The organism is Nocardioides ginsengisoli (assembly GCF_039537225.1).
GTDB classification, from domain to species: Bacteria; Actinomycetota; Actinomycetes; order Propionibacteriales; family Nocardioidaceae; genus Nocardioides; species Nocardioides ginsengisoli.
The window spans coordinates 154069-180933 of record NZ_BAABAC010000003.1 but is presented as its reverse complement, the minus strand read 5'-3'; the positions used below and the strand labels follow the sequence as shown (position 1 = coordinate 180933).

The 26865-nt window shown below is 71.6% G+C and carries 22 protein-coding genes; 10 read left to right on the top strand and 12 right to left on the bottom strand.

Features of this window, described 5'->3' with window-relative positions:
* Positions 1-7 precede the first annotated feature (7 nt).
* Genes AB4880_RS00885 through AB4880_RS00875 form a run of 3 tightly spaced genes read right to left on the bottom strand, consistent with a single transcriptional unit; the run spans position 8 to position 2372 of the window.
* Positions 8-412 (bottom strand): YybH family protein, encoded by a 405-nt coding sequence (locus tag AB4880_RS00885; protein WP_367917308.1) that lies wholly within the window; start codon positions 410-412, stop codon positions 8-10.
* 41 nt (positions 413-453) lie between these two features.
* Complete coding sequence (locus tag AB4880_RS00880; RefSeq protein ID WP_367917307.1) at positions 454-1458, bottom strand: 5'-3' exonuclease; 1005 nt, start codon at positions 1456-1458, stop codon at positions 454-456.
* A complete protein-coding gene (locus AB4880_RS00875) occupies positions 1458-2372 on the bottom strand; it encodes a metallophosphoesterase (protein WP_367917306.1) in 915 nt (304 codons plus the stop codon). The genes AB4880_RS00880 and AB4880_RS00875 overlap by 1 nt, the downstream gene beginning before the upstream one ends.
* 31 nt (positions 2373-2403) lie before the next feature.
* Here AB4880_RS00875 and AB4880_RS00870 point away from each other — a divergent pair, with 31 nt between their 5' ends.
* From AB4880_RS00870 to AB4880_RS00860, 3 genes are all read left to right on the top strand, one after another.
* Positions 2404-2835, top strand: a complete 432-nt coding sequence (locus AB4880_RS00870) for a hypothetical protein (protein ID WP_367917305.1) — start codon at positions 2404-2406, stop codon at positions 2833-2835.
* The gene (locus tag AB4880_RS00865) at positions 2832-4652 is read left to right on the top strand and encodes an acyl-CoA dehydrogenase (RefSeq protein WP_367917304.1); all 1821 of its coding nucleotides are present in this window, start codon (positions 2832-2834) and stop codon (positions 4650-4652) included. The genes AB4880_RS00870 and AB4880_RS00865 overlap by 4 nt, the downstream gene beginning before the upstream one ends.
* 312 nt (positions 4653-4964) lie before the next feature.
* Positions 4965-5444: a hypothetical protein gene (locus AB4880_RS00860; RefSeq protein WP_367917303.1), complete on the top strand. Its 480-nt coding sequence runs from the start codon at positions 4965-4967 to the stop codon at positions 5442-5444.
* Positions 5445-5998: 554 nt separating this feature from the next.
* Here AB4880_RS00860 and AB4880_RS00855 read toward each other — a convergent pair.
* On the bottom strand, positions 5999-6244 hold the full coding sequence (locus AB4880_RS00855; RefSeq protein WP_367917302.1) for a putative antibiotic biosynthesis monooxygenase: 246 nt from the start codon (positions 6242-6244) through the stop codon (positions 5999-6001).
* 107 nt (positions 6245-6351) lie between these two features.
* Between AB4880_RS00855 and AB4880_RS00850 the strand changes: the two genes are divergently transcribed.
* The 4 genes from AB4880_RS00850 (at position 6352) to AB4880_RS00835 (ending at position 12773) form a co-directional block, all read left to right on the top strand.
* Entirely contained in the window at positions 6352-6954 is a 603-nt protein-coding gene (locus tag AB4880_RS00850) for a helix-turn-helix domain-containing protein (protein WP_367917301.1), read from the top strand.
* Positions 6955-7060: 106 nt separating this feature from the next.
* On the top strand, positions 7061-8551 hold the full coding sequence (locus AB4880_RS00845) for a DUF3375 domain-containing protein (RefSeq protein ID WP_367917300.1): 1491 nt from the start codon (positions 7061-7063) through the stop codon (positions 8549-8551).
* Positions 8548-9321 carry a DUF4194 domain-containing protein gene (locus AB4880_RS00840; protein ID WP_367917299.1) on the top strand — a complete coding sequence of 258 codons (774 nt, stop codon included), beginning with the start codon at positions 8548-8550 and terminating at the stop codon, positions 9319-9321. The genes AB4880_RS00845 and AB4880_RS00840 overlap by 4 nt, the downstream gene beginning before the upstream one ends.
* Positions 9318-12773: an ATP-binding protein gene (locus AB4880_RS00835; RefSeq protein WP_367917298.1), complete on the top strand. Its 3456-nt coding sequence runs from the start codon at positions 9318-9320 to the stop codon at positions 12771-12773. The genes AB4880_RS00840 and AB4880_RS00835 overlap by 4 nt, the downstream gene beginning before the upstream one ends.
* Here the strand turns inward: AB4880_RS00835 and AB4880_RS00830 are convergent.
* The 3 genes from AB4880_RS00830 to AB4880_RS00820 all read right to left on the bottom strand — a co-directional run bounded on the left by AB4880_RS00830 (position 12748) and on the right by AB4880_RS00820 (position 16551).
* Positions 12748-13245, bottom strand: coding sequence for a hypothetical protein (locus tag AB4880_RS00830; protein WP_367917297.1), 498 nt, complete (start codon positions 13243-13245; stop codon positions 12748-12750). The two genes, AB4880_RS00835 and AB4880_RS00830, sit on opposite strands and share 26 nt — an antisense overlap.
* A 10-nt stretch (positions 13246-13255) precedes the next feature.
* Entirely contained in the window at positions 13256-15124 is a 1869-nt protein-coding gene (locus AB4880_RS00825) for a fibronectin type III domain-containing protein (protein ID WP_367917296.1), read from the bottom strand.
* A 77-nt stretch (positions 15125-15201) separates the two neighbouring features.
* Positions 15202-16551 carry an aminotransferase class I/II-fold pyridoxal phosphate-dependent enzyme gene (locus AB4880_RS00820; RefSeq protein WP_367917295.1) on the bottom strand — a complete coding sequence of 450 codons (1350 nt, stop codon included), beginning with the start codon at positions 16549-16551 and terminating at the stop codon, positions 15202-15204.
* Positions 16552-16611: 60 nt separating this feature from the next.
* On the opposite strand from AB4880_RS00820, the gene AB4880_RS00815 reads away from it, so the two are divergent.
* Both AB4880_RS00815 and AB4880_RS00810 read left to right on the top strand, forming a co-directional pair.
* Positions 16612-18102 carry a CoA-acylating methylmalonate-semialdehyde dehydrogenase gene (locus tag AB4880_RS00815; RefSeq protein ID WP_367917294.1) on the top strand — a complete coding sequence of 497 codons (1491 nt, stop codon included), beginning with the start codon at positions 16612-16614 and terminating at the stop codon, positions 18100-18102.
* 11 nt (positions 18103-18113) lie between these two features.
* Entirely contained in the window at positions 18114-19481 is a 1368-nt protein-coding gene (locus AB4880_RS00810; protein WP_367917293.1) for an aspartate aminotransferase family protein, read from the top strand.
* Between the two features lie 200 nt (positions 19482-19681).
* On the opposite strand, the gene AB4880_RS00805 is transcribed toward AB4880_RS00810, so the two are convergent.
* Positions 19682-21133 carry a gamma-aminobutyraldehyde dehydrogenase gene (locus tag AB4880_RS00805; RefSeq protein ID WP_367917292.1) on the bottom strand — a complete coding sequence of 484 codons (1452 nt, stop codon included), beginning with the start codon at positions 21131-21133 and terminating at the stop codon, positions 19682-19684.
* 125 nt (positions 21134-21258) lie between these two features.
* Between AB4880_RS00805 and AB4880_RS00800 the strand changes: the two genes are divergently transcribed.
* Positions 21259-22653 (top strand): aspartate aminotransferase family protein, encoded by a 1395-nt coding sequence (locus AB4880_RS00800; RefSeq protein WP_367917291.1) that lies wholly within the window; start codon positions 21259-21261, stop codon positions 22651-22653.
* Between the two features lie 187 nt (positions 22654-22840).
* Here AB4880_RS00800 and AB4880_RS00795 read toward each other — a convergent pair whose 3' ends face one another.
* Genes AB4880_RS00795 through AB4880_RS00780 form a run of 4 tightly spaced genes read right to left on the bottom strand, consistent with a single transcriptional unit; the run spans position 22841 to position 26793 of the window.
* Positions 22841-23653: an ABC transporter permease gene (locus AB4880_RS00795; protein ID WP_367917290.1), complete on the bottom strand. Its 813-nt coding sequence runs from the start codon at positions 23651-23653 to the stop codon at positions 22841-22843.
* On the bottom strand, positions 23650-24498 hold the full coding sequence (locus AB4880_RS00790) for an ABC transporter permease (protein ID WP_367917289.1): 849 nt from the start codon (positions 24496-24498) through the stop codon (positions 23650-23652). Before AB4880_RS00790 ends, AB4880_RS00795 begins: the two co-directional genes overlap by 4 nt.
* Complete coding sequence (locus AB4880_RS00785; RefSeq protein ID WP_367917288.1) at positions 24498-25643, bottom strand: ABC transporter ATP-binding protein; 1146 nt, start codon at positions 25641-25643, stop codon at positions 24498-24500. Before AB4880_RS00785 ends, AB4880_RS00790 begins: the two co-directional genes overlap by 1 nt.
* Positions 25627-26793 (bottom strand): ABC transporter substrate-binding protein, encoded by a 1167-nt coding sequence (locus tag AB4880_RS00780; protein WP_367917287.1) that lies wholly within the window; start codon positions 26791-26793, stop codon positions 25627-25629. Before AB4880_RS00780 ends, AB4880_RS00785 begins: the two co-directional genes overlap by 17 nt.
* Between the last annotated feature and the right edge of the window lie 72 nt (positions 26794-26865).

Sequence of the window (26865 nt, the reverse complement as noted above, 5' to 3'; positions counted from 1 at the left end):
CCGGCCATCATGGCGCAGCGGGGCCCGGGTCCCCGTGGCGATGGACGACCTTCCACCCGTCCGGCTCACGGCGATAGACCTGCGTGACGCGCAGGCTGTAGGTGCGGTCGACGTCGTCGACCCGCGCCCGGGTGTGCTCGCGGTGCACCGTGTAAGCGAGGTCGCCGCTCACGTCCGCCGCGACCAGCTCGATGTCGGCGTCGATGCTCGCGCCGAACGTCGCGGCCAGCCGCTCGAACACCTCGCGGACGGCGGCGGGCCCGCTCGCGTCGTACCAGGCGCCGAAGAGGGTCACCGGATCCCGGCGAGCCCAGGTGCGGTCGCGTGGTCCCGCGTCGCCGCCGTGCAGCGCGACCTCGGCGGGCCGCCAGGTCGTCGCGAACCAGTCGAGGAACTCCTCGCGTGCGTCCATAGCGGCATCACAGACCCGCGCCCGGGCAGTCGTCAAGGGTCTCAGGCTCGCCCCGCCGACGCCGGGTCGCCGGTCAGCACCCGCAGCGCCAGCTGGGTCGTCGCGTCCATGTTCAGGTGCCCGACCACCCGCTCCACGCGCGCGATGTCGAGCGGGAGCAGCCCCGGCGTGCCGGGGATGTCGGGCGTGAGGCCGAGGTCGAGGTCGGTGCGGCCGGCCATCATCCGCACGTTGAAGTCGAAGGTGTCGCGCGCACCCGGCGCGCTGAGCCGCTTGACGACGGTCGCGCCGATCCGGCGGCCGCCGGTCTCGGCCGCCCAGGCGTCGAGCGCCGCGATCACCGAGCGGCCCTCGTCGTGCTCGACGTCGGCCCAGATCTCCTGCATCGAGCCGACCTCGGTGAGGAGGGTGGCGGCGGTCTTCTCGCCGATGCCGGGGACGCCGGGCAGGTTGTCGCTCGCGTCGCCGCGGACGGCGGCGTACTCGAGGTAGCGCTCGGCGGGCACGCCGTACATGACCTGGAGACGGGCCGGGCTGAGCAGCGGCGAGCCGTTGATCCCGCCGTCGATGAGGCGCAGCACCTGCGTGTGCTCGCTGATGTGGGCGAAGGAGTCGCGATCGGACGTGATGATCACGCAGTTCCAGTCGTTGCGCCGCGCCCACTCGGCGGCCGAGGCGTTGACGTCGTCCGCCTCGAGGCCCGGGGGAGTCAGCGTCGCGAGGCCGAGCGCGTCGAGGAGCGCGCCGGCGCGGTCGAGCTGCTCGACCAGCTCGGCGTCCTTCTCCGCCCGGCCCGCCTTGTAGTCGGGATAGGCGTCCCGGCGGTAGGACGCCGTCCGGTCGTCGAGCCCGAAGATCACGGCGTCCGGTGCGAAGGCGTCGATCGACTCCAGGATCTGCCGCAGCATCCCGTGCAGCGCCCACGCCGGCCGCCCGGAGCGGTCGCGGTGCCGCGTGTGGGCGCGCGCGTGGTGGTTGCGGTGGAGCAGGGACGGCGCGTCGACGGCGAGCAGCAGCCGGCGCGGCCGGTCGGGGACGGCGTGCATCAGGCCTCGCGGCCGTAGAGCGGCGAGTCCTTGCGGGAGACGACGTCGAAGCGCTCGGCGGCGGACAGGGCGCGGAACGGGTCGAGCATCTCGAGACCGTAGCCGCTCACCTCGACTCCGTCGAAGGCCGGGACGACGGAGTGCACCACCTGGTCGTCGTAGACGTGCAGGAGGGTGAACGTCTGGTGGGCGTCGACCCCCGACAGCAGCCGCCGGTCCGGCGCGAGCTCGGAGGTGTAGCAGGTCGCGGACGCGACCGAGACCGGGACGCCGGCGAAGGTGGAGTACGACGTGAAGTGGAAGTGCCCGCCCAGGATCCCGCGGACGTCGCTGCCCGCGACCAGCTCCGCCAGCCGCCGCTGGTCGTGCAGCTCGATCAGCTCGGCCAGCCGCAGCATCGGCACCGGGATGGGCGGGTGGTGCAGCGCGAGCAGCGTCCCGTGCGGCGCCGGCTCGGCCAGGACGTCGGCCAGCCAGGCGAGCTGGTCGTCGGACAGTTCGCCGTGGTGCCAGCCGGGGACGCTGGTGTCGAGCGCGACGATCCGCAGCCCGGCGACGTCGTGGACCCGGTCCTGCGGGGCGTCGCTGTCGACGTCGAACAGCCCGCGCGCATAGGCCCGCCGGTCGTCGTGGTTGCCCATCACCCAGACCACCTCCGCGCCGAGCTCGGCGGCGACCGGCTCGACGATCTCCCGCAGCCGCGCGTACGCCTCGGGCTCGCCGCGGTCGGCCAGGTCGCCGGTGAACACCAGCGCCTGCGGGGCAGTGGGGACCCGCAGCAGCCGTCGCAGGGCGCGCTCGAGATGGGCGGCGGTGTCGATCACGCCGTACTGCAGGCGGTCGGCGAGCAGGTGCGGATCGCTGAGGTGGGCGACCACGTGGGTCGGGTCCGGGTACTGGCCGAGGGGCTCCACGGCAGAAGCGTAGGCGCGCTAGGCTTCGAACATGCGTTCGGTACGACGGGCGGCCGAGGCCCAGGAGGCGCTCCCGCTCGACCTGCCCGCGCCCGAGCGGGCGGCCAGGCGCCCGACGCCCGCCCCGACGCCCACCGCGAAGGGCGCCACGAAGGACGCCACGAAGGACGATCGTGGCGACCACCGGATCCGGCTGCGCAACGACGCCCTGGCCTCCCGCGGCTGGCCGGCCGGCACCGAGCTGCTGGTGTCGGCCGACCGCCGTCCGCGGCGCGGCGAGGTGGCGCTGGTCCGCGAGGGCGGACGGCTCAGGATCGGCGTGCTGGAGGTGCAGTTCGGGCGGTCCGTGCTGCGCACCGACCACGGCGCCACCCTGCTGGGGTCGTCGGCCCGGATGGTCGGCGTGGTCACCGTGGCCGGGGCGCCGCTCGAGGGGATGCCGATGGCAGTCTTGGGTCCATGAGCCCCGACCTGCTGCTGTCCCGCCGCGACGTCGACTTTCTGCTCCACGAGTGGCTGCGGGTCGCCGAGCTGTGCGAGCGGCCGCGCTATGCCGAGCACGGGCGCGAGACCTTCGACGCCGTACTCGAGCTGTCGGCGGAGCTCGCCGCCGAGCACTTCGCGCCGCACAACGCGCTGAGCGACGAGAACGAGCCGCGCTTCGACGGCACGACGGTGACGATCATCCCCGAGGTCGGGAAGGCGTTGAAGGCGTTCGCCGACGCCGGTCTGATCGGCGCCGGGATGGACGAGGAGGTCGGCGGCGGGCAGCTGCCGCGCGTCGTCCAGCAAGCGTGCTTCGCGTGGTTCCAGGCCGCGAACATCGCCACCTCGGGCTACCCGATGCTGACCATGGCCAACGCCAACCTGCTGCTCGCCCACGCGTCGGCCGAGCAGGTCGAGCGCTTCGTGCCGCCGATGCTCGACGGGCGCTGGTTCGGGACGATGTGCCTCTCCGAGCCGCAGGCCGGCTCGTCACTGGCCGACGTCGCGACGCGGGCGGTGCGCCAGCCCGACGGGACGTTCCGGCTGTTCGGCAACAAGATGTGGATCTCCGGCGGCGACCACGAGCTCGGCGACAACATCGTCCACCTGGTCCTGGCGCGGGTCGAGGGCGCCCCGCCGGGCGTCAAGGGGCTGTCGCTGTTCGCGACGCCCAAGTACGTCGTCGGCGCCGACGGCGAGCGCGGCGAGCGCAATGACGTCGTCCTGGCCGGGCTCAACCACAAGATGGGCTTCCGCGGCACCGTCAACACGGTCCTCAACTTCGGCGAGGGCGTCCACCGGCCCGGGGGAGCGCCGGGCGCGGTCGGCGAGCTGGTCGGCGACGAGGGCCGCGGCCTCGCGGTGATGTTCCACATGATGAACGAGGCGCGGATCGGCGTCGGCGCGGGCGCCGTCGCCCTCGGCTACACCGGCTACCGCCGGGCCCTCGACTACGCCCGCACGCGCGTCCAGGGGCGCCCCCTCGGCGCCAAGGACCCCGCCGCCGGCCCGGTGCCGATCGTCGAGCACGCCGACGTGCGCCGGATGCTGCTCGCCGCGAAGTCGTACGTCGAGGGCGGCCTCGCCCTCGTCCTGCGTGCCGCGCTCCTCCTCGACGACCAGCTCACCCACCCGTCCAACGACGAGCGGGCGCGAGCGGGCGCGCTGCTCGACGTCCTGACGCCGATCGTGAAGAGCTGGCCCTCCCAGTGGTGCCTGGCCGCCAACGACCTCGCCATCCAGGTCCACGGCGGCTACGGCTACACCCGCGAGTACGGCGTGGAGCAGCTCTACCGCGACAACCGCCTCAACCCCATCCACGAGGGCACCCATGGCATCCAGGCCCTCGACCTGCTCGGCCGCAAGCTCGTGATGGACCGCGGCCGCGGCCTCCAGGTCCTCGTCGACGCGATCCGGGCGACCACGGCCCGGGCTCGCGCCACCGACCACGCCGACCTGACCGACGGGACCGACGTGACCGCCTATGCCGACGCCGTCGACGCCGCCCTCGACCGGCTCGCCGCCGCCGTCGCGACCGCCTGGGAGTCCGGCGAGCCCCGGACCTCCCTCGTCAACGCGGCGAGCGCGCTGGAGGCCGCGGGGCACGTCGTCCTCGCCTGGGTGTGGCTCGACCAGCTGGTCGCCGTGGCCGGCAAGGCGGGGGAGTTCTACGACGGCAAGCGGGCGGCCGGGCGCTACTTCCTCACCCACGAACTGCCGAAGGTCGGCCCGATGCTCGACCTGCTGGCGAGTGGCGACCAGCTGTTCAACGAGGTCGACCCGGGCTGGTTGTAGATCTCGCCGATGGTGGCGCCGTCGGCGGTCTTGATCAGCTCGACGTGAGTGGTGCCGCGGCCGGTGACGACGCGGGCGAGTCCGTGGGGCGTCTCCCAGCGGTAGGCGCCCTTGCCGAGTTGCCTCATCTTGTAGGCGAGGTGGGTCTTGGTGCGGTGTTCGCGGCGGGCGAGAGGGCGCGTCGTTGTGGTCGCCGGTCTGGCCGGGTGGGCCGTTCTGCTCGTAGGGGGTGGGGAAGACGTCGCGGGTCGTGCGCAGGAGGGTGCGGTGTCGGCACGCGGTGGGGTGCTCGTAGCCGTTGACCGCGTGGCCATGGTTGAGGTCGATCACGGGTTGGAGGGTGATGTCGCGCCCCTGCAGGAGTGCTTGGACCTGTTCGAGGAGCAGGGGGCCGATCCCTTCGGCGCGGGCGACGCCGTCACAGGTGCCGCCGAGGACGTCCGCGTGAAGGTGGATCACGATCGTGGCTGGCTTGCGCCGCGGCTTCGGCTGCTCGGGCTTCGGCTGGTCGGGCTTCGGCTGGTCGGGCTCGTCGGGGCCGCGGAGCAGGCGGAGCGCGGGGGCGGGGTCGGCGAGCAGCTCGGCGGCTTCGGCACGGAGCTGGTCGACCGTCTTGACGTCGTCGTCGGTGTCGTGGGTGGGGGAATGTTCGGCGGCGAGGAGCTCGGCGAGGTGGTGGATGGTCTCGTGGATGTTCTCGGCGCCGGCTGTGGAGAGTCGCAGGGTGAGGGCCTGGACGTCGGCTTCGGCGGTGAGCTCGTCGACGCGGTCGCCGGGTCGTTTGCGACGTAGCCAGACGCCCTTCTTGGCGGCGTCGTCGCGGATGCGTTGGCGGTGGGCGTCGGGGTCGGCCTCGATGACCTTGGCTTCGGCGATCGTGAGCAGGCGCGCGGGGGACTCGTCGGCGGCCTGAGCGACGGCGAGGTCGACGAGGGTGGCCTGCTCGCTGGCGAGCTTGCGCGACATCGAGGCGATCTTGCGGGCGACCCAGACCTCGACGTGCAGGTCGCGGACCGCAGTCCAGAGGTGGGGGAGGCGGTGGCGCAGGTCGAGGAGGTCGCCGGCGCGGTGGGTGGTGGCGATGACGCCGGCGTGGGCGGCGATGGCGAACTCGGCGAAGCACAGCTCGGACAAATCGGACGGCGTGGGGTTGGGTCTGCGGATCGATCGAGTGGAGGTCGCACCAGGCGAGGAGTCGCTCGGCGGCGGCGACGTCGGCCTGGCGTCGGGTGAGCACGCCGGACTCCTCGGCGGCCAGGACGGCTGCGGGGGAGAGATCGGCGGACTTCACCCACCCATGGTGCTCGAACATATGTTCGAATGCCAGCGTGGTGGCCTGGCTGCCGTCAGGCTCTGCGACGCGTCAGCACCCACGTCCGCGCCTTCTGCAGCCGCGGCATCAGGCCGTACATGACGATCGGGACGGCGATGGTCGCCAGCACGAGGGTGCGCGGCACCGTCGACAGGGAGTGCAGCCAGTCCGACAGCGTCAGGTTGAGGACGGTGAGTGTCGGGAACACGCAGAGCCAGATCATCAGTGCGAGCTGGTGCTTGGTCGGCGGGCCGATGGGACGGGCGTTCGGTTCGGTCACGGGGGATGCCTCTTCTCTTCGCGGGTGAGGGGACGAGCGTGCGACGCGCTTCCCCAAGACGGCAACCTTTGTTGCCGAAAGAGGGAAGCGTGCGGTTCGATGGAAGCGTGGCCGAGCCGAATGCACGCATCGCCGCGGCGCTCGACGAGGTCGGACCCCGTCTGCGTCGGCTCCGGTCGATGCGCGGCGTGAGCCTGACCGACCTCGCCCAGAGCACCGGCATCTCCAAGAGCACGCTGTCGCGCCTCGAGACGGGGCAGCGCCGGCCCAGCCTCGAGTTGCTCCTCCCGCTGGCCCAGGCGTACGGCGTACCGCTGGACGAGCTGGTCGGCGCGCCCCAGGTCGGCGACCCGCGGGTCCACCTGAAGCCGCACCAGGTCAACGGTCGGACCGTCATCCCGCTCAGTCGCCGGCCCGGCGGGGTGCAGGTGTGGAAGATCGTCATCCCCACCTCGAAGAACCAGGTCGAGCCGAAGGCCCACGAGGGCTATGAGTGGCTCTACGTCATCAGCGGCCGGCTGCGGATCGTGATCGGCCAGCACGACCTCGTGCTCGGCCCCGGCGAGGTCGCCGAGTTCGACACCCGGGTACCGCACTGGTTCGGCAGCGACGGCGAGGTGCCGGCCGAGGTGCTCTCCGTGCTGGGCAAGAGCGGGGAGCGGATGCACGTCCGCGCGCGGCCCAGGGCGGGAGAGCGCTCCCCGCGATAGGCCGCAGGCTCGATTCAGATCTGTTCGGTCCCTCTGACATGCTTGCCACCCCGCGCGCGCCGCGGGACTAGCAGTACGCACCACGAGCACGACGACCAGGGGACCCATGAGCGAGATCGCCGCCGAGCTGGCGCGGGTCAAGGGCGCCTTCGCGCAGCCCACGCTGACCCTGCTCCACCAGCGCCAGGCGCCGGTCGTCATCACGATCTTCCGGGCCGCCTTCGGGCGCAACAACCGGCCGATCCCGACCGCACGGCTGCACACCCAGGTCGAGGAGCACCTGGCCGAGATCCGGCAGGCGGGCGAGACCGATCTGCCGACGGGCAGCGGGCGCGACATCTGCCAGCGCTGGATGCGGGGGCAGTGGCTGGTCCGCTCGCTCGACGAGCGGGGCGACGAGGTCTACACGCTCACCTCGCACGCGCAGCAGGCGCTCGAGCTGGTCAAGAACCTGGCACGCGACCGGGCGACGCTCAGCGAGCACCGGATCACCACCATCTTGAGCACCGTCCGCCGCTTCAACTCCGAGGCCAACCCCGACCGCAGCGCCCGGGTGAGCCTGCTCAACGACGAGATCGCGCGGCTCAAGTCCGAGCGCGACCGGCTCGTCGACGGCGCCGAGATGATCAGCGCGACCGAGGACTACATGTCCGAGGGCTTCACCGAGCTGCTGTCGCTGATCTCGGCCCTGCCGAGTGACTTCGCGCGGGTCGAGGAGCGGTTCGCGACGATCCGCGGCGAGATCCTGGCGGCCTTCCGCGCCGAGGACCGGCCCGCGGGCGACGTCATCGACGACTACCTCGCACGCGCCGACGCGCTGATGACCGCCACCCACGAGGGGCGGGCCTTCGAGGGGGCGTTCGCGCTGCTGCGCGACGACGCGCTCGTCACCCAGCTCCGCGAGGACCTCACCGCCCTCCTCGAGCACCCGCTCTCCGAGGGCATCCTCGGCGAGGGCGACCGGTCCGAGCTGCGCGGCACGGTCAAGCTGGTCCGCGACGGCCTCGACCGGGTCCTCGCGCAGCGCAGCCGGGTCACGGCGACGCTCAAGGAGTACATCGTCTCCCACGACGCCGCGCGCGACCGCGAGCTCGAGCAGACGCTGCGCCAGGTCGAGTCCGAGCTGATGGGCTGGATGGCGATCACCGGCCCGCGGGCCACCCACGACGTGGCCCTGCTGCCCGGGCGAGCCGGTCTCGACCACCTGCGCGAGCGCTTCTACGACCCCGCCGACGACGTCCTGCCCGACCCGATCGAGGCGGCCGACCCCGCCGCCGCGCCGTCGCTGTCGCTGTCCGAGCTGATGGCGCAGGGCGGCCCGCAGCTGGCCTCCCTGCGGCAGCGGCTCGACGACGCGCTCCACGACCTGCTCCCGGCCGGCTCCCTGGGCGAGCTCTTCGACGGGCTCGAGCCGTCGCTGCGCCGTCCGGTCGAGATCTTCGGACTGCTCCACCTCGCCGCCGACCGCGCGTGGACGTCCGACGACGTCACCGAGCAGTTCGCCGCCGTCCGTCCCGACGGCTCGCGACGCACGTTCGCGGTGCCCCGCACGCCGCTGCCCGACCCCGACCTCCCGCGAGAGGAGAGCCGCCGATGACCGTCGACCTGGACGAGTCGGTCGAGCCCGACCACGAGCCCGGCCACGAGCCCGGCCACGAGCCCGACCACGAGCCCGAAGGGGCCGTCGACAACGACTTCGACGACCTCGACGTCGTCGCCGACGAGCACTCCGTCTCCCTGTTCGAGGGCGACGAGGGCGGCCTCGAGTACGCCCAGCGCCACACCCTGGTCACGCTCCTCAAGCAGCGCTTCATCAGCGCCCGCACCCACCCGCGCGACTGGCAGACGCTGGTCGACCACGAGCGGGTGCTGCGCTCGCGGCTCAACGACCTCTTCCTCGACCTCCAGATCGACCCGCTGCGCGAGGTCGCCTGGAAGCGCCAGGCCACCTCCGAGACGGCGAGCCGGTTCCCGACGCTGCTCCACGACACCGCCTGGTCGCGTGAGGAGACGCTGGTCCTGGTGCACCTGCGCGACCGGCTCCGCGCCGGCCTGGCCAGCGGCGACGCGCGGGTCTACATCGACCGCGAGGACATCGTCGAGTACGTCGCGAGCTTCCGCCCGGCGCACGCCACCGACGAGGCCGGCGACGAGAAGCGCGCGCGCAACGCCGTCGTCAGCATCGTCAAGGCGGGCCTGCTCATCGGCTCGTCCGGCGACGACCGCTACGAGATCAGCGAGGCCGTCGAGCCGCTGCTCCCGCTCGAGCTGCTGCAGGAGCTGCTCGAGGCGCTGCAGCGCGCCAACGGCACCGAGGTCCCCGACGCCGACCCCGAGGCCGACCTGTTCGAGGAGGACGCCGAGTGAGCATCGACGAGATCGAGCACGTCGAGGGCGGCGGGCTCTTCGAGCGCGAGGTCGTCGAGACCCCCGCCGACGACACCGTCCAGTGGCGTGCGGCGCTGCTGCAGCTGGTCAACTGGGGCGGCTTCAGCGGCCTGACGACGGTTCCGCTGCGCGGCGACGCGACGATGATCTCCGGCGCCTCCGGCGTCGGCAAGAGCACCATCCTCGACGCCTACACGGCGCTGATGATGCCGTCCGACACCAAGTTCAACGGCGCCTCCAACGACGCCGTCGCCGGCCGTGCCCGCAGCGCCGGCCAGCGCAACCTGCTGTCCTACCTGCGCGGTGCCGTCGACGTCATCGACAACCCGCGCACCGGCCGCCCCGAGGAGAAGCTGCTCCGCGGCAAGGGCGCCGACACCTGGGGCGCGGTCGCGATGACCTACGTCAACGACCAGGGCGGCCGGTTCACCGCGCTGCGCACCTACTACGTCCCGCGCCGGGCCACCCGCTCCGGCGAGGTGCAGATGCAGCTCGCCACCCACGAGGGCCCGCTGTCGCTCGAGACGCTCGAGGTCGCCGTCCCCGAGCGCTTCCACGCCAACACCCTCAAGAAGCTCTTCCCCGGCATCCGCGTGCACCGCACCTACGCCGAGTTCTCCGCCGTCCTGCACGCCCGGCTCGGCATCGGCGCCAACGGCGACGGCGCCAAGGCGCTGCGGCTGCTGGCGCGCATCCAGGCCGGCAACCAGGTCCGCAGCGTCGACGAGCTCTACAAGGACATGGTCCTCGAGCGGCCCGCCACCTACGCCGCCGCCGACCGCGCCATCGAGCACTTCGACGACCTCGACGCGTCGTACACCGCGATGCGCACCGAGGAGCAGAAGCTCGAGCTGCTCGAGCCGATCACCGACCTCCACGAGCGCAAGATCGCCGCCGAGCACCGCCTCGCCGAGCTCGACTCCTACGGCGTCACGCTGCCCGGCGACACCCCGCTGCGGCTGTGGCTGCTCAAGACCCACCTGCGCCTGATCGAGGCGGCCGTCGGCGCCAACCGCGACGAGCGGTCGACCACCGCCGAGCTGCTGAGCCAGACCCGCTCCGCCGAGACGACCTACGCCGGCGACCTCGAGGCCGCCAAAGAGGCCCACCGCGCCGCCGGCGGCGGTGACCTGCAGGCGCTGGCCGCGCAGGCCGAGCACGAGCGGGTGATCCGCCAGGAGCGCGGCAACCGGCTCGCCGAGCTCGAGGAGCGCGTCTACCCGCTGGTCGGCCTCACCGACACCGACGCTCCCGACCTCGAGTCGGCGCTCGACTCCGCCACTGCCTTCGCCGAGCTCCAGCTGCTCGCCCGCAAGCGGCTCTCGGCCGGCGACCAGGCCTCGGCCGCGCTGCGCGCCGAGCGCGACCGGGTCCGCGACGCGCTGGTGCCCCTGAAGAACGAGCAGTCGGTCCTGCAGCGCGAGCGCGCCTCGCTCGAGAACCGCGCCGGCCGGGTGCCGTCCTACCTCCACGACCTGCGTGGCGCCGTCGCCCAGGCCAGCGGGCTCAGCGTCGACGAGCTGCCCTTCATCGCCGAGCTGATCGACCTCGCGCCCGAGGAGGCGCGCTGGCGCACCGCGATCGAGACCGTCCTCGGCGGCACCGCGCGGATGATGCTGGTCCCGCTCGACCGGCTCGACGACTTCTCCGCCGCCATCGACGGCCTGCGGCTGCCCGGCCGGCTGACCTTCCAGGGCGTCGAGCTCGACCTGCCCGACACCGGCCCGTCCGACCCCGAGCGGGTGGCCGGCAAGCTGCTCTTCAAGGAGTCGCCCTTCTCCGGGTGGGTGCAGCAGCACGTCGAGGAGCCGGCCCGCAACGCCTACTGCGTCGAGAGCGCCGCCGAGCTCGACGGCCCCGGCTTCCGGGTGACCGCGTCCGGCCAGACCCGCAACGGACGCCGCGGCGCCCACGGCCGCAACGACCAGCGCAACATCATCGGCTTCTCCAACGAGGACGCGATCGCCGAGATCGACGCCCAGCTCGAGGGGCTCGAGCGGCGCCTCGAGGAGGTCGACGCCCAGCTCGTCGAGCTCGACCGGCGCGGCCGGGTGCTCGAGCAGCAGCGCAAGGCCTACGACGCGATCGCGATGGTGCGCTTCGACGACGTCGACGTGGCCGGCAGCGACCGCCGCATCGGCGAGCTCGAGCAGCGCCGCAGCGACATCCTGTCCTCCGACGACCAGCTCCAGGTGCTCCAGGAGCAGATCGACGAGCTCGGCCAGCGCCTCGACGAGGCGCGCGAGCAGCGGTTCGGCCTCGAGCAGCGTCAACGCGAGCTCAACGCCGCCCACTCCGAGCTGGTCGATTCCGAAGACCTGGTCAAGGACCGGCTCGAGGCGATGGAGTCCGGCGACGTCGTCCTGACCGACGAGCAGGACGCCGCCCTGGCGGCCGACTTCGCCGCGGCCGCGGCCCCGGCCGACCCCGACGATCTCGACCGCTTCGCCGACAACGCGCACCGGCTGGGCGAGCGACTGCGCACGGCAGTCGCCGACGCCGACGCCGAGATCCGCCGCTGCGACGACGACCTGGCGCTGATCTTCAAGCACTACAAGTTCCAGTGGGACTCGCCCAACCTGGGCGCCACCGCCGACTCCTACCCCGACTACGCCCGGATCCTCGACGACATCCGCGGCAAGGGCCTCGCCGAGCGGCGCTCCGAGTGGCGCCGTCGGCTCACCGAGTGGAGCGGCCAGGACCTGGTCCCGCTGCTCGGCGCGATGTCCTCGTCGGTCGAGGAGATCGAAGACCGGCTCGAGCCGATCAACGCCATCCTGCGCCGGCTCGAGTTCGGCGCCGAGGGCGACCGGCTCCGCATCCGGCTGCGCCGGCTGGCGCCCGCCCACGTCCAGGTGTTCATGAAGGACCTGCGCTCGCTCTCCGGCGGCGCCACCGGCGAGCTCGACGAGGCCGGGCTCGAGAAGCGGTTCACCGAGCTGAGCCGGTTCATGCAGCAGCTGCGCAAGCCGGCCCAGTCCGGCGAGGGCCCCGCGCTGACCACCGATCGCGACCGGCTGCTCGACGTACGCCGTCACGTCGAGATCAGCGCCGAGCGCTACGACCACCTGACCGGCGAGCTGCGCGCGACCTACCGCACGCTCGGCGAGAAGTCCGGTGGCGAGAGCCAGGAGCTGGTCGCCTTCATCGTCGGCTCGGCGCTGCGCTTCCGGCTCGGCGACGAGATGCGCTCGCGGCCGCGGTTCGCGCCGGTCTTCCTCGACGAGGGCTTCGTCAAGGCCGACTCCGAGTTCGCCGGCCGCGCCGTCCAGGCGTGGAAGGGCCTCGGCTTCCAGCTGATCATCGGCGTCCCGCTCGACAAGGTGACCGGCCTCGAGCCCCACATGGACGAGCTGCTCGCGATCACCAAGAACGCACAGACCCACCAGTCCTGGATCACGCCGATCAGCGACGCAACCGCTCCCGCGTGACCTCACAGACGTCGGGCTGATCCCCGCAGAGCTCGGGGATCAGCGCGCCGTCGGTCGCGAGCACGCGGACGTCGAACGCCGTCTCGGTGGCGCCGCGCGTCGTCGTCCCTCGTGCCAGCGCGTAGCCGTTCCACTCATACCGGGTCGCCGCGTCGTCGGTCGGCGCGACCGTGACCTGCGCCGCCGCGCGGTAGAGGGTCACCGCCACCACCCGGCTCGACCCCAGCTCGGCGTCGAGCGCGTCGGCGAGCTGGACGATGGCCGCGCGCGAGCGCATGTCGACGACCTCCCGCGGCCGGAGTGTCGGCTCGGGAGCGGTCGTCGCGGAGGTGTCCGGCTCATGGTCGTCGGCGATCGCCAGCCGGACGCCGACCGTCACCACGGCCGCCATCAGCAGCACCAGGACGCCGTAGACCAGCGGGACGTGCCGCGGATGCTCCGTCGGCTCGTACGGCGCCCACTCCTGACTCACGGGCAGGAGCCTAGGGGCCGCCGACCGGATCAGTGACCGACACCGCGACCTGGCGAGACGCCACCCCGGCCGCGCCGAGCGTGATCGTCGTGGACCCGGCGGCGACGGCCTGGACGGACACCTGCTGCGGGACGTCCCAGTCGTCGTGCGTGAACGTCAGCGTCGTTGGATCGACGGTTGCCGGGGCGCCCGGGTCGGACGGGGCGGACGGGTCGATCGCGATCGTGACGGTGACGTCGGACGTCGGCCGATAGGCGAGGGAGACGCCGACCGGTCCGGAATCGCCGGTCGTGAGGTCGAGGGTCTCCGTCGTCAGAACCAGGGCCTGGACGTCGTCGTCGTGGACCGTGACCATGATCGGCATCGTCTGATCGCCGTAGGCGGCGGTGACGATCGCGTACCCGTCCTCGACGTCGTCGTCCTGGGGCGCGTCGATGGCGAAGGTCGCCGTCGACTGCCCGGCCGGCACGGTCACCGTCGCCGGGACGACGACGCTCGGGTCGTCCGAGATCAGGGGCACCACCGTGTCGGTGGTGGGCGCAGGGGTCAGGCTGACCGTGCCCAACGCCTGCTGCCCCTCGGTCACCGTGATGTGCACATCGATGACCGAGAACAGCGTGTACCAGGTCGTGGCCTCGGCGCTCGCCGCGCTCGTGCCGTGGGCGTTGTGCGACACGACGCGGTACGTGTAGATCCAGCCGACGTTGACGTTCAGGTCGGTGTATTCCACGCCGAAGCGCACCGCGACGTCCTCGAACGGCTCGCCGTTGACGCTGCGCTCGATCACGTAGTAGTCGGGGGGCGTGCCGTTCGGCGGCGCGGTCCAGGTCAGGACGTTGTCGATCTGGCTGCCGGTGCGTAGCGACGTCGCCTGCAGGCCGGTCGCTGCGTCGGGTGCCGTTCCCGGAGCCCCGGGCTGGATGACGACGCCCGGCCCCCAGCCCAGCTTGCCGTTCGCCGCGCGGGCGCTCACGCGGAACCGGTAGGCGGTCCCGTTGGACAGCCCGGTGGCCGGATAGGAGGTGGCGGTGGGCGTGGCCAGCTCGGTCCAGGTGGTGCCGTCGGTCGAGCGCTCGACCCGGTAGCCGGTCGCGGCCGGTACGCCGGCAGCGACGTCGGCGGCGGGTGCGTCCCACGTCAGTGCGACCGAGCCGTCGCCGGGCACGCCGGCGAGGCCGGTGACCGCGCCCGCGGTGGTGAAGACGCGGTAGGGCCCGGCGGCCGAGCTCGGCCCGAAGCCGGCGGAGTTGTGTGCGTGTACACGCACGTAGTAACGGGTGCCGGGGGTCAGCCCGGTGAGCCGGACCGGATCCTCGGCCGTGGGGGCCGTGGTCCGGCTGACGCCGCCGGTCCAGGTCGCGCCGTCGGTCGAGTACTCGACGCGGTAGCGGTCGATGGGGGAGCCGTTCGCGTCAGGTGCCTCCCAGTAGACGCCCAGTCCGCGCAGGTAGCCGTCGGCCTCGGGGAAGCGCGGCGCGCCCGGCAGCCCGCGCGGCACGGCGTACGTGGCCGGGCTCCAGGCGCTCCAGCCGTTGGGTGTGTGTACACGCACACGAAATCCGTAGGTGGTCCCGTTGACCAGGCCGCGCGTCGTCCAGGATCGGGCAGCCGCCTTCACGACGCCGGCCGCCTGCCAGGTGCCGGTCTGGCCCTGGCGAGCCTGGATCGCGTACCGGTCGACCTTGGCGCCACCCGTCCGGGCCGGCGCGGTCCAGTGCACGGTGATCGCGCGGTCGGCGGGCACCGCCTGCACCGCGCGCGGCGGCGACGGCTTCACGACGGGTACGGCGTGCGCCGGCGCGCCGATCGCGACCAGCAGCAGTCCCGTCACCACGGCGGCGAGCAGCCGGGCGAGCATCCCCATGGACTTGTCCCTCACGGGGCGACGTTAGGGGAGCGGGCACGCCCCGGGGCTCGAATCACGAAACCCTTTACCCGCTGCTGCCCCAGGTGCGACTACCGAGCCCGGCTGCCCCAGCCGCCGGTCCGCGCGGCAGCGGCGACGGCGGCGGCGACGGGCGGGATGTCCGCGACGTCGAGGAGTCCGCAGGTGACGCGGACATGCGGGTCGTCGGGCAGCACGAGGAAGGGCGAGCCCGGCGCGACGCCGACGCCCTGGCTGGCCAGTCGCATCAGCGCGGCCGCCTCGTCGAGGACGGGCACCCAGGCGTTGAGCCCGTCGCCGCCGCCGGTCTCGACGCCCTCGAGCGCGAGTGCGGTCGCGAAGGCGGAGCGCCGCTCGGCGTACGTCTCGCGGGCATGGTCGACCTCACCGCGAGAGGCCGGGTCGGTGAGCAGGTGCAGCAGGATCCGCTGCAGGAGGCGGCTGCTCCAGCCCTGGCCGAGCTGGCGGCGGTGGCGGATCTCGTCGATCAGCGGGCCGGGTCCGCTCATCGCCGCGAGCCGCAGGTCGGGGCCGTGGGACTTGGAGTAGCTGCGCAGGTGCACGGTCTGGCCGGGCAGCAGGACGCCGATCGACGCCGGGTCCGCGCCGCCGAGGGCGCTGGTGGAGTCGTCCTCGATGACGAGGACGTCGGTGCGGTCGAGGAGGGCGCCGAGCTCCTTGGCCCGCGCGGCGCTCATCGAGACGCCGGTCGGGTTGTGCGCCCGCGGCTGCAGCACGATCGCCCGCACCGGATCGGTCAGGGCCGCCGCGAGGGCGTCGGGCACGAGGCCCTCGTCGTCGAGCGGCACGCCGACCACGTCGGCGCCGACGGCCTCGAGCAGGTCGAGGATCGGCGGGAACGAGGGGTGCTCGACGACGACGCGGTCGCCGTACTGCAGCGTGGTGCGCAGGACCAGCTCGAGCCCGTCCATCGTCCCGTCGACGACGGTGAGCGCAGGCGGGGGATAGGGCCACGACCCGAGCAGGACGTCGTGGAGCTCGGGCAGGACCGGGTCGTCGAGGTAGGAGTGCGGCGTCCCGGCGGTGGTCAGCGCCTGCAGGGCGCCGCCGAGGCCGGGCAGCAGCGACGCGTCCGGTACGCCGGTCGACAGGTCGAGCGCGAAGGTCGTCGGATGCTCGAGGGCCTGCTGGTAGCGGCCGGTCCGCGGGGCCGAGGTGTCGGCGACGACCGTGCCGCGGCGGCCGGCGGTGCGCAGCGTGCCGGCCCGGGTGAGCAGGCCCCAGGCGGCGCTGACCGTGGTGGGGGACAGGGTCAGCTCGTGGGCCAGCTCGCGGATCGGCGGCAGTCGGTCGCCCGGCGAGAGGACGCCGTCGCGGATCGCGCGCCCGACGGCGGCCGCGAGGCCCTTGGAGGTGGGCTCGTCGAGCCGGCTCTCGATGTCCGAGATCAGGGTCCGCACGTTTGTAACATAACAACCTCCTCTTCAAGAGGGCCATAGGTGGCACATAAAGTTCGAGTCATGAGCGAACGCGTCTCCCACTGGATCGACGGACAGGTCGTCGCCGGCACCTCCGGCCGCACCGCCCCCGTGCACAACCCCGCCACCGGCGCCGTCACGGCCGAGGTCGACCTCGCCTCCGCGGCCGAGGTCTCGACCGCCGTGGCCAGCGCGCTGGCCGCCGCGAAGTCGTGGCGCAGCGCCTCGCTCTCGCAGCGCTCGGCCGTCCTCTTCGCCTTCCGCCAGCTGCTGCACGAGCGCGCCGACGACCTGGCGAAGATCGTCACCGCCGAGCACGGCAAGGTCCACGCCGACGCCCTGGGCGAGATCGCCCGCGGCCTCGAGAACGTCGAGTTCGCGACCGGCGTCCCGCAGCTGCTCAAGGGCGGCTTCTCCGAGGGCGCCGCCACCGGCGTCGACGTCTACAACATCCGCCAGCCCCTCGGCGTCGTCGCCGGCATCACCCCGTTCAACTTCCCGGCGATGGTGCCGCTGTGGATGTGCGCCAACGCCATCGCCTGCGGCAACGCCTTCATCCTCAAGCCCAGCGAGAAGGACCCGTCCGCGGCGCTCTTCCTCGCCCGGCTCTGGCAGGAGGCCGGCCTGCCCGACGGCGTCTTCACCGTCCTGCACGGTGACAAGGAGGCCGTCGACGGCCTGCTCACGCACCCCGACGTCGCGGCCGTCAGCTTCGTCGGCTCCACCCCCATCGCGAAGTACATCTACGAGACCGGCACCAGCCACGGCAAGCGGGTCCAGGCCCTCGGCGGTGCGAAGAACCACGCCCTCGTCCTGCCCGACGCCGACCTCGACGTCGCCGCCGACGCCATCGTCTCCGCCGCCTACGGCGCCGCGGGCGAGCGCTGCATGGCGCTCTCCGTCGCCGTCGCGGTGGGCGACATCGCCGACCCGCTGGTCGACGCGATCGCGCTGCGCCTGCCCAAGCTGGTGGTCGGCGACGGCGCCCAGCCCGGCACCGACATGGGCCCGCTGATCACCCGCGAGCACCGCGACAAGGTCGCCGGCTACGTCGACTCCGGCGAGGCGCAGGGCGCCACCGTGGTCGTCGACGGCCGCACGGCCGACGTACCGGCCGACGGCTTCTTCCTCGGCACCACGCTGCTCGACAACGTCACGCCCGAGATGACCGTCTACCGCGACGAGATCTTCGGCCCGGTGCTCGGCGTCGTCCGCGTCGAGACCTACGACGAGGGCCTCGCGCTCATCAACGCCAACCAGTACGCCAACGGCACCGCGATCTTCACCCGCGACGGTGGCGCCGCCCGCCAGTTCCAGTACGACGTCGAGGTCGGCATGGTCGGCATCAACGTGCCGATCCCGGTCCCCGTCGCCTACTACTCCTTCGGCGGCTGGAAGGACTCGCTCTTCGGCGACACCCACATGTACGGCCCCGAGGGCATCAACTTCTACACCCGCGGCAAGGTCGTCACCTCGCGCTGGCCCGACCCGGCCACGTCGAGCGTCGACCTCGGCTTCCCGCGGACCCGCTGAGGAGCACGACGATGAGCAACGACAGCCTCCTGCCGTCGTACGACGCCGAGACCATCCGGCGCCTCGACAAGGCGCACGTCTTCCACTCCTGGTCCGCGCAGGGCCAGATCACCCCGCTGCCGATCGCGCGCGCCGAGGGCTCCCACTTCTGGGACGCCGACGGCAACCGCTACCTCGACTTCTCCTCGCAGCTGGTCAACGTCAACATCGGCCACCAGCACCCGAAGGTCGTCGCGGCCATCCAGGAGCAGGCCGGCCGGCTCGCGACCCTGGCGCCGGGCTTCGGCAACGACGTCCGGGCCGAGGCTGCGCGGCTGATCGCCGAGGTCGCCCCGGGCGACCTCAACAAGGTGTTCTTCACCAACGGCGGCGCGGAGGCCAACGAGAACGCCGTCCGGATGGCGCGTCTGCACACCGGCCGCCACAAGGTGCTCGCCGCCTACCGCAGCTATCACGGCGCCACCGCCGGCGCGATCGCGCTCACCGGCGACCCGCGCCGCTGGGCGTCCGAGCCGGGCATGCCGGGCGTGGTGCGCTACTGGGGCCCCTACCTCTACCGGTCGGCCTTCCACGCGACCACCGAGGCGGAGGAGTGCGAGCGCGCGCTCAGCCACCTGCGCGACCTGATCGCGGTCGAGGGGCCGGGCACGATCGCCGCGATCATCCTCGAGACGGTCGTCGGCACCAACGGCATCCTGGTCCCGCCGGAGGGCTACCTCCAGGGCGTGCGGGCGCTGTGCGACGAGTTCGGCATCGTGATGATCGCCGACGAGGTGATGGCCGGATTCGCCCGTTGCGGCGAGTGGTTCGCGGTCGACCGGTGGGGCGTCGTCCCCGACCTGATCACCTTCGCGAAGGGCGTCAACTCGGGCTACGTGCCGCTCGGCGGCGTGATCATCTCCGAGGAGATCGCCGCGACCTTCGCCGACCGCCCGTTCCCCGGCGGCCTGACCTACTCCGGTCACCCGCTGGCCTGCGCGTCGGCGGTCGCGAGCATCAACGCGATGCGCGACGAGAAGATCGTCGAGAACGCCCGCCGCCTCGGCGAGGACGTGATCGGCCCCGAGCTGCGCGCGCTCGCCGAGCGCCACCCCAGCATCGGCGAGGTCCGTGGCCTCGGCGCGTTCTGGGCGCTCGAGCTGGTCCGCGACCGCGAGACCCGCGAGCCGCTGGTGCCCTACAACGCCTCCGGCGCCGACGCCGTCCCGATGGCGGAGCTGGCGGGCGCCTGCAAGGTCGCCGGCCTCTGGCCGTTCACGCACTTCAACCGGACGCACGTCGTCCCGCCGTGCACGATCAGCGACGACGAGGTGCGCGAGGGCATCGCGATCCTCGACCTGGCGCTGGAGAAGGCCGACGCCCACTACACGGGCGCCTGACCTCACCCCGCAACACCGCCACCACCACAGCACCACCGACACCACAGCACCCGGCATCCCTGTCCACCAGGGTTGCCGGGTGCTGTGTCGTTCGCGGTCTACGGCCCGGTCGTGACGGTCTCACCCGGCATTCCTGTCCGCCTTTCGGCGATTTCACGACAGGAATGCCGGGTGAGACGCGTCCCCGGGCCGAGGCGAGGTCACTCCCCGTGGAACGACATCACGTGCTTGATCCGGGTGTAGTCCTCCAGGCCGTACATCGACAGGTCCTTGCCGTAGCCGGAGTGCTTGAAGCCGCCGTGCGGCATCTCGGACACGAACGGGATGTGGGTGTTGATCCACACCACGCCGAAGTCGAGGCGCTTCGACATCCGCATCGCGCGGCCGTGGTCCTTGGTCCAGACGCTGGAGGACAGGCCGTACTGGACGTCGTTCGCGTAGCGCGTCGCCTCCGCCTCGTCGGCGAACCGCTGGACGGTGATCACCGGGCCGAAGATCTCGTTCTGGATGACCTCGTCGTCCTGGCGCAGGCCGGACACGACGGTCGGCTCGAAGTAGTAGCCGCCCTCGCCGCCCGCGACGGTCGGCACGCCGCCGCCGGTCTCGAGCGACGCGTGGTCGGGGAGTCGGTCGACCAGGCCGCGCACGCGGGCCAGTTGGTCGGGGTTGTTGAGGGCGCCGTAGGCGACGTCGGGGTCGGCGGGCAGGCCGGTGCGGGTGCCCTTGGCCTTCGCCGCGAGCGCGGCGACGAAGTCGTCGTGGATCCGCTCGGAGACGAGGACGCGAGTCGCGGCGGTGCAGTCCTGGCCGCCGTTGAAGTAGCCGGCGGCGGCGATCGCCTCGGCGGCGGCGGGGATGTCGGCGTCCTCGAAGACGACGACCGGCGCCTTGCCGCCGAGCTCGAGGTGGACCCGCTTGAGGTCGGCCGCGGCGGAGCCGGCGACCTCCATGCCGGCGCGGACCGAGCCGGTGATCGCCACCATCTGCGGGGTCTTGTGCTCGACGAGCGCGCGGCCCGTCGTCCGGTCGCCGCAGACGACGTTGAGGACGCCCGCGGGCAGGAACTCCGCGGCCAGCTCGGCGAGGAGGACGGTGCTGGCCGGCGTGGTGTCGCTGGGCTTGAGGACGATCGTGTTGCCCGCGGCGAGGGCGGGGGCGATCTTCCAGATGCCCATCACCAGCGGGTAGTTCCACGGCGTCACCTGGCCGATGACGCCGATCGGCTCGCGGCGGATCCACGAGGTGTGGTCCTTGAGGTACTCGCCGCTGCTGCGGCCCTCCATCACCCGCGCGGCGCCCGCGAAGAAGCGCAGCTCGTCGACGGCGGGCGGCAGCTCCTCGTCGGCGGTGAGGCCGATCGGCTTGCCGGTGTTCTCGCACTCGACGCGCACGAACTCGTCGGCCCGGTCCTCCAGCGCCTGGGCCAGCCGCAGCAGCGCCTCCTGACGCTCCTTGGGCGTGGTGTCGCCCCAGGTCTCGAAAGCCGTCTCGGCGGCGCGCATGGCGCGGTCGACGTCCTCGGCCGTGCTCATGGGGGCGGTGGCGTAGGCCTGTCCGGTGGCCGGGTTGACGACGTCGTACGTCGCGCCGTCGGCGGCGTCGACGGACGCGCCGCCGATGAAGTTGCGCAGGGTGGTGCCAGGGGAGGTCATGAGCGTGAAGCGTAGCCAGCATCTCCGTTGCGCGGAAGGCTATTGACAACGAAATCCGTAGCGAAATCGCACGATTGGCTACTGATTCGCTTGCCGTTTCGCGCCGAGGGGGTCAAGATGGTCGGGTGGTAGACGACACCGAACTCAGCGCCCTCCAGCAGTCCGCCCGCGACCACCTGTGGATGCACTTCACCCGCATGTCGTCGTACGACTCCGCGGAGGTGCCGATCATCACCCGCGGCGACGGCGCCTACATCTGGGACGCCCACGGCCGCAAGTACCTCGACGCCCTCGGCGGCCTCTTCGTGAGCCAGCTGGGCCACGGCCGCACCGAGCTGGCCGAGGCCGCCGCCAAGCAGGCGTCCGAGCTGGCCTACTTCCCGCTGTGGTCCTACGCCCACCCGTCGGCGATCGAGCTCGCCGACAAGATCGCCGGCTATGCGCCCGGCGACCTCAACCGGGTCTTCTTCACCACCGGCGGCGGCGAGGCCGTGGAGTCGGCGTGGAAGCTGGCGAAGAACTACTTCAAGCTCGTCGGCAAGCCGCTCAAGCACAAGGTGATCAGCCGCGCGATCGCCTATCACGGCACCACCCAGGGCGCCCTCTCGATCACCGGCCTGCCCGGCCTCAAGGCGCCCTTCGAGCCGCTCGTGCCCTCGACCTTCCGGGTGCCGAACACCAACTCCTACCGGGCCTCCGAGATCACCGGCGGCTTCCTCGACGGCTCCGACCCCGAGGCCTTCGGCCGCTGGGCTGCCGACCAGATCGCGGTCGCCATCGAGAACGAGGGTGCCGAGACCGTCGCCGCCGTCTTCCTCGAGCCGGTCCAGAACGCCGGCGGGTGCTTCCCGCCGCCGCCCGGATACTTCGAGCGGGTCCGCGAGATCTGCGACCAGTACGACGTGCTGCTGGTCTCCGACGAGGTCATCTGCGCCTACGGCCGGCTCGGCCACATGTTCGGCGCCTCGCGCTACGGCTACCAGCCCGACATCATCACCTCCGCCAAGGGCATCACCTCCGGCTACGCCCCGCTCGGCGCGATGATCGCCAGCGACCGGCTCTACGAGCCCTTCGCCAAGGGCACCGAGACCTTCCTGCACGGCTACACCTTCGGCGGCCACCCGGTCTCCACGGCGGTGGCGCTGAAGAACTTCGAGATCTTCGAGAACGAGAAGATCAACGAGGGCGTGCGCGAGCGCGAGGGCGCCTTCCGCGGCACCCTGGAGAAGCTGCTCGACCTGCCGATCGTCGGCGACGTCCGCGGCGACGGCTTCTTCTACGGCATCGAGCTGGTCAAGGACAAGGCGACCAAGGAGACCTTCAACGAGGACGAGTCCGAGCGCCTGCTTCGCGGCTTCCTCTCCAAGGCCCTCTTCGACGCCGGTCTCTACTGCCGTGCCGACGACCGCGGCGACCCGGTCATCCAGCTCTCCCCGCCGCTGATCTGCGGCCAGGAGCACTTCGACGAGATGGAGCAGAAGCTCCGCGAGGTCCTCACCCAGGCGGCGAACCTGCTGTAGCAACGGGGACGCGACGGCACCGTCGTCGCCGTGAAGACCACGGAGCGGCGGCCCCGATTCACTCGGGCCGCCGCTCCGTGGCCTTTTCGTAGCCTTTTCGTGGCATTTTCGCGCCGGGTCGGCGCGGGCCGGGTGCACTTTTGCGCCGGGTCGGCGGGGACTGGGTGCAGTTTCGCGCCGGGTCGGCTCAGGCGGGCTTCTTGCGGGTGGCCATCATGTTGCCGACGACGATCAGCAGCGAGATCAGGAACATGACCGTGCCGATCACGTTGACCTGCATCGGCACGCCGCGCTGGTTGGCGCCCCACACGAACATGGGGAAGGTCAGTCGCTGGCCGGCGTTGAGGTTGGTGATGATGAAGTCGTCGAACGACAGCGAGAAGCTGAGCATCGCGGCCGCCGCGATGCCGGGCAGCACCAGTGGGAAGGTGACCCGCCAGAAGGTGACGCTCTCGCTGGCGTAGAGGTCCATCGCGGCCTGCTCGAGGTTCTGGTCGAGGCCGGACAGGCGCGCCTTCACGGTCACGATGACGAACGACAGGCAGAACATCACGTGGGCGATCAGGATCGTCACGAAGCCGAGCCGGCCGCCGAAGCCCGACGCCACGAAGAGGGCGAGGAGCGAGGAGCCCATCACGATCTCGGGGGAGGCCATCGGCAGGAAGATCACGGTGTTCATGATCGAGCGGCCGCGGAACTCGTGGCGCACCAGCGCGAACGCCGCCAGCGTGCCGAGGATGGTCGCGACGACGGTGGCGAGCGCGCCGATCTCGATGCTGAGCAGCACCGACTGGCACATGCCGTCGGGCTTGCAGACGCCGGTCCAGTTGTTCCAGGTGAAGCCGCGGAACGCGTAGACGTTGCGGGAGTGGCTGTTGTCGTTGAAGCTCATCAGCATCACGATGGCGATGGGCAGGAACATGTAGGCCAGGACCAGGATGCCGCCCGCGAGGACGACGTGGTCGCCGATGAAGCGCCGTACGCGCCGCAGACCGCTCACACCAGGTCCTCCGTTCCCGCGACGCGGATGTACATCATGACGAGGATGACGATGATCGCCATCAGGATCACCGACAGCGCGCCCGCCGAGGCGTAGTCGCCGGTGTCGGTGAAGAGCTGCTGGATGACGTTGCCCGCCATCCGCTGGTTGGGGCTGCCCAGCAGCTGGGCGTTGATGTAGTCACCGGCCGCCGGGATGAAGGTGAGCAGCGTGCCGGCGACCGCGCCGGGCACCGACAGCGGGAAGGTGACCTTGAGGAAGCCGCGGGCGGGGGAGGCGTAGAGGTCGCCGGCCGCCTCGATCAGCCGGTGGTCGATCTTCTCCAGGCTGGCGTAGAGCGGCAGCACCATGAACGGCAGGAAGTTGTAGACCAGGCCCGCGATGACGGCGACCGGTGTGGCGAGCAGTCGCCCGTCACTGCCGAGGATGTGCAGGAACTGCAGGCTGTTCACGACGAAGCCGTCGTCGGCGAGGATCAGCTTCCACGACAGGGTGCGGATCAGGAAGCTGGTGAAGAAGGGCGCGATCACCAGCACCAGCAGGAAGTTGCGCCACCGGCCGGCCTTGAACGCGATCGCGTAGGCGAGCAGATAGCCGACGACCAGGCAGATCGCGGTGGCCACGGCGGCGTACCACAGCGAGCGCCACAGCGGGCCCCAGAAGTCCTGCAGGACGTGCACGAAGTTGTGGAAGTGGTAGGTGACGTCGTAGCCGGTGAGGACCGAGCCCTGGGGGTCGTAGAGGCTCGTCGCCAGCAGCGAGTAGAACGGGATGACGAAGAAGATCGCGAGCCACAGGGCTGCCGGCAGCATCAGCCAGTAGCCCGTGAGCCTCCGGCTGCGCATCAGTCCTCCTCGACGACGCCGGCGTGGACGTCCTGGCTGGCCGGCAGCAGGAAGGCGAACTCGGGTCGCCACGAGACGTCGACCTTGGTGCCGTGGGCGAGGACGCCGCGCCGTCCGGTGTTCTGCTCGAAGGCCATCAGCTCCTGGCCCCACGGCATCATCACCAGGTACTGGGTGCTCACGCCGACGAAGCTGACGTCGGTGATGACGCCGCCCGTCATGTGGTTGCCGGGGGCGTCGATCGGCTCGCCGGCCGGGGCGACGAGCACCTTCTCGGGGCGGATGCCGACCCAGCCGGCGCCGGCGCGGGTGTGTGCGCGCTCGGCGGGGATGGAGACCTGGGTGCCGTGCATGTCGACGCGTACGACGCCGTTCTCGGCGGCCGCGACGGTGCCCTCGATCAGGTTGGACTGGCCGAGGAAGTTGGCGACGAAGGTCGTGCGCGGGTTCTCGTACAGCTCGGCGGGGGAGCCCATCTGCTCGATGACGCCGGCATTCATGACGGCGATCGTGTCGGCCATGGTCATCGCCTCCTCCTGGTCGTGCGTGACGTGCACGAAGGTGAGGCCGACCTCGGTCTGGATCCGCTTGAGCTCGATCTGCATGGCGCGCCGCAGCTTGAGGTCGAGTGCTCCGAGCGGCTCGTCGAGCAACAGCACCTCGGGGCGGTTGATGAGGGCGCGGGCGAGCGCGACGCGCTGCTGCTGGCCACCGGAGAGCTGCGTGGGCTTCTTGGATGCCTGCGTGTCGAGCTCGACCAGCCCGAGCATCTCCTTGACCTGGCGGTCGACGTCCTTGATGCCGCGCCGGCGCAGGCCGAAGGCCACGTTGTCGTGGATGTTGAGGTGGGGGAAGAGCGCGTAGTTCTGGAAGACCGTGTTGACCGGGCGCTTGTAGGGCTTGGCGTAGGTGATCTCGTCGTCGCCGAGGTGGATCGTGCCGGACGTCGGCGTCTCGAGGCCGGCGACCATCCGCAGCGTCGTGGTCTTGCCGCAGCCGGAGGGGCCGAGCAGCGCGAAGAAGCTGCCGGCGGGGATCTCGAGGTCGAGCGAGCGCACCGCCGTGAAGGTGGCGAACTCCTTGGTGAGCGCGGTGAGCCGGAGGCTCCGAGCGCTGCCGGGGGCGTTGTCAGCCGCCAGTGACATCGGCGAACTCTCCTTCATAGGCGCGGGTCTGGTACTCCTGGAGGGCCATGAACGTGTGCGTCGTGGCCAACGACTCCTCCGTGGGGAAGATGAGCGGGTTGTCGACGAGCGTGGGGTCGACCTTCTCCATCGCCTGCTGGGCGCCCTTGACCGGGCAGATGTACCAGACGGCGGCCGCGAGCTTCGCCGCCACCTCGGGCTCGTAGTAGTAGTTGATCCAGTCCTCGGCGTTCGTCTTGTGGCTCGCCAGGTTGGGGATCAGCATGTTGTCGGACCAGATCATCTGGCCCTCCTCGGGTCCGACGAAGACCAGGTTCTCGTCGTCGGCGGCGGCGACGTCGCCGGACCAGGCCTCACAGGCGACGATATTGCCGGCGGAGAGGTCCTGGATGTACTCGTTGCCGGTGAAGGCCCGCACCTGCCCGTCGTTGCGGGCCTTGCGCAGCCGGTCGAGGGCGTTCTGCCAGTCGTTCTCGGTGAACTTCTCGGGGTCCTTGCCCTGCGAGAGGAGGATCAGGCCCATCGTGTCGCGCATCTCGGTGAGCAGCGAGATGCGTCCCTTGAGGTCGCTGCGCGACAGCAGCTCCTCGAAGGAGCGGACCTCCTTGACCTTCGACTTGTTGTAGGCGATGCCGGTCAGGCCGCTCTGCCAGGGCGCGGAGTAGGTGCGGTCGGGGTCCCAGCCGACGTGGGCGAGCGAGTCGATGAGGTTCGCGTGGACGTTGGGGACCTTGGTCTTGTCGAGCGGCTGGATCCAGCCGACCTGGATCATCCGCGCCGCCATCCAGTCGGTCAGCATGAACAGGTCGCGCTTGGAGGGCTGGCAGGAGCCGAGCTGGTTGACGACCTTGGCGAAGAACTCCAGGTTGTCGTTGACGTCGGCGGTGTAGTGGACGTCGAGATGGAAGCGCTCGCCGAACGCGGTGAGCGTCGAGACGTAGTCCTTGGCGTCCTCGTCGATATAGCCCGGCCAGTTCGACACGATCAGCTGCTTGTCGGACGCCGACAGGTCGCGCGTGACGCACGTGGTCGGGTCCTGCTTGCGGTCGGGCGTGCTGAACAGCGGCAGCACCCCCAGGCTCGCGACGCCGAGGGCGACCCCGGCTCCACCGCGCAGCGCGGTCCTACGACTCAGTCCACCGGACGGCAACGATCGCCACCTCCCCCAGAAATCGATCAGCTGCGTCGATGACCTGCACCGACTTGCGCATCGTGACATGAC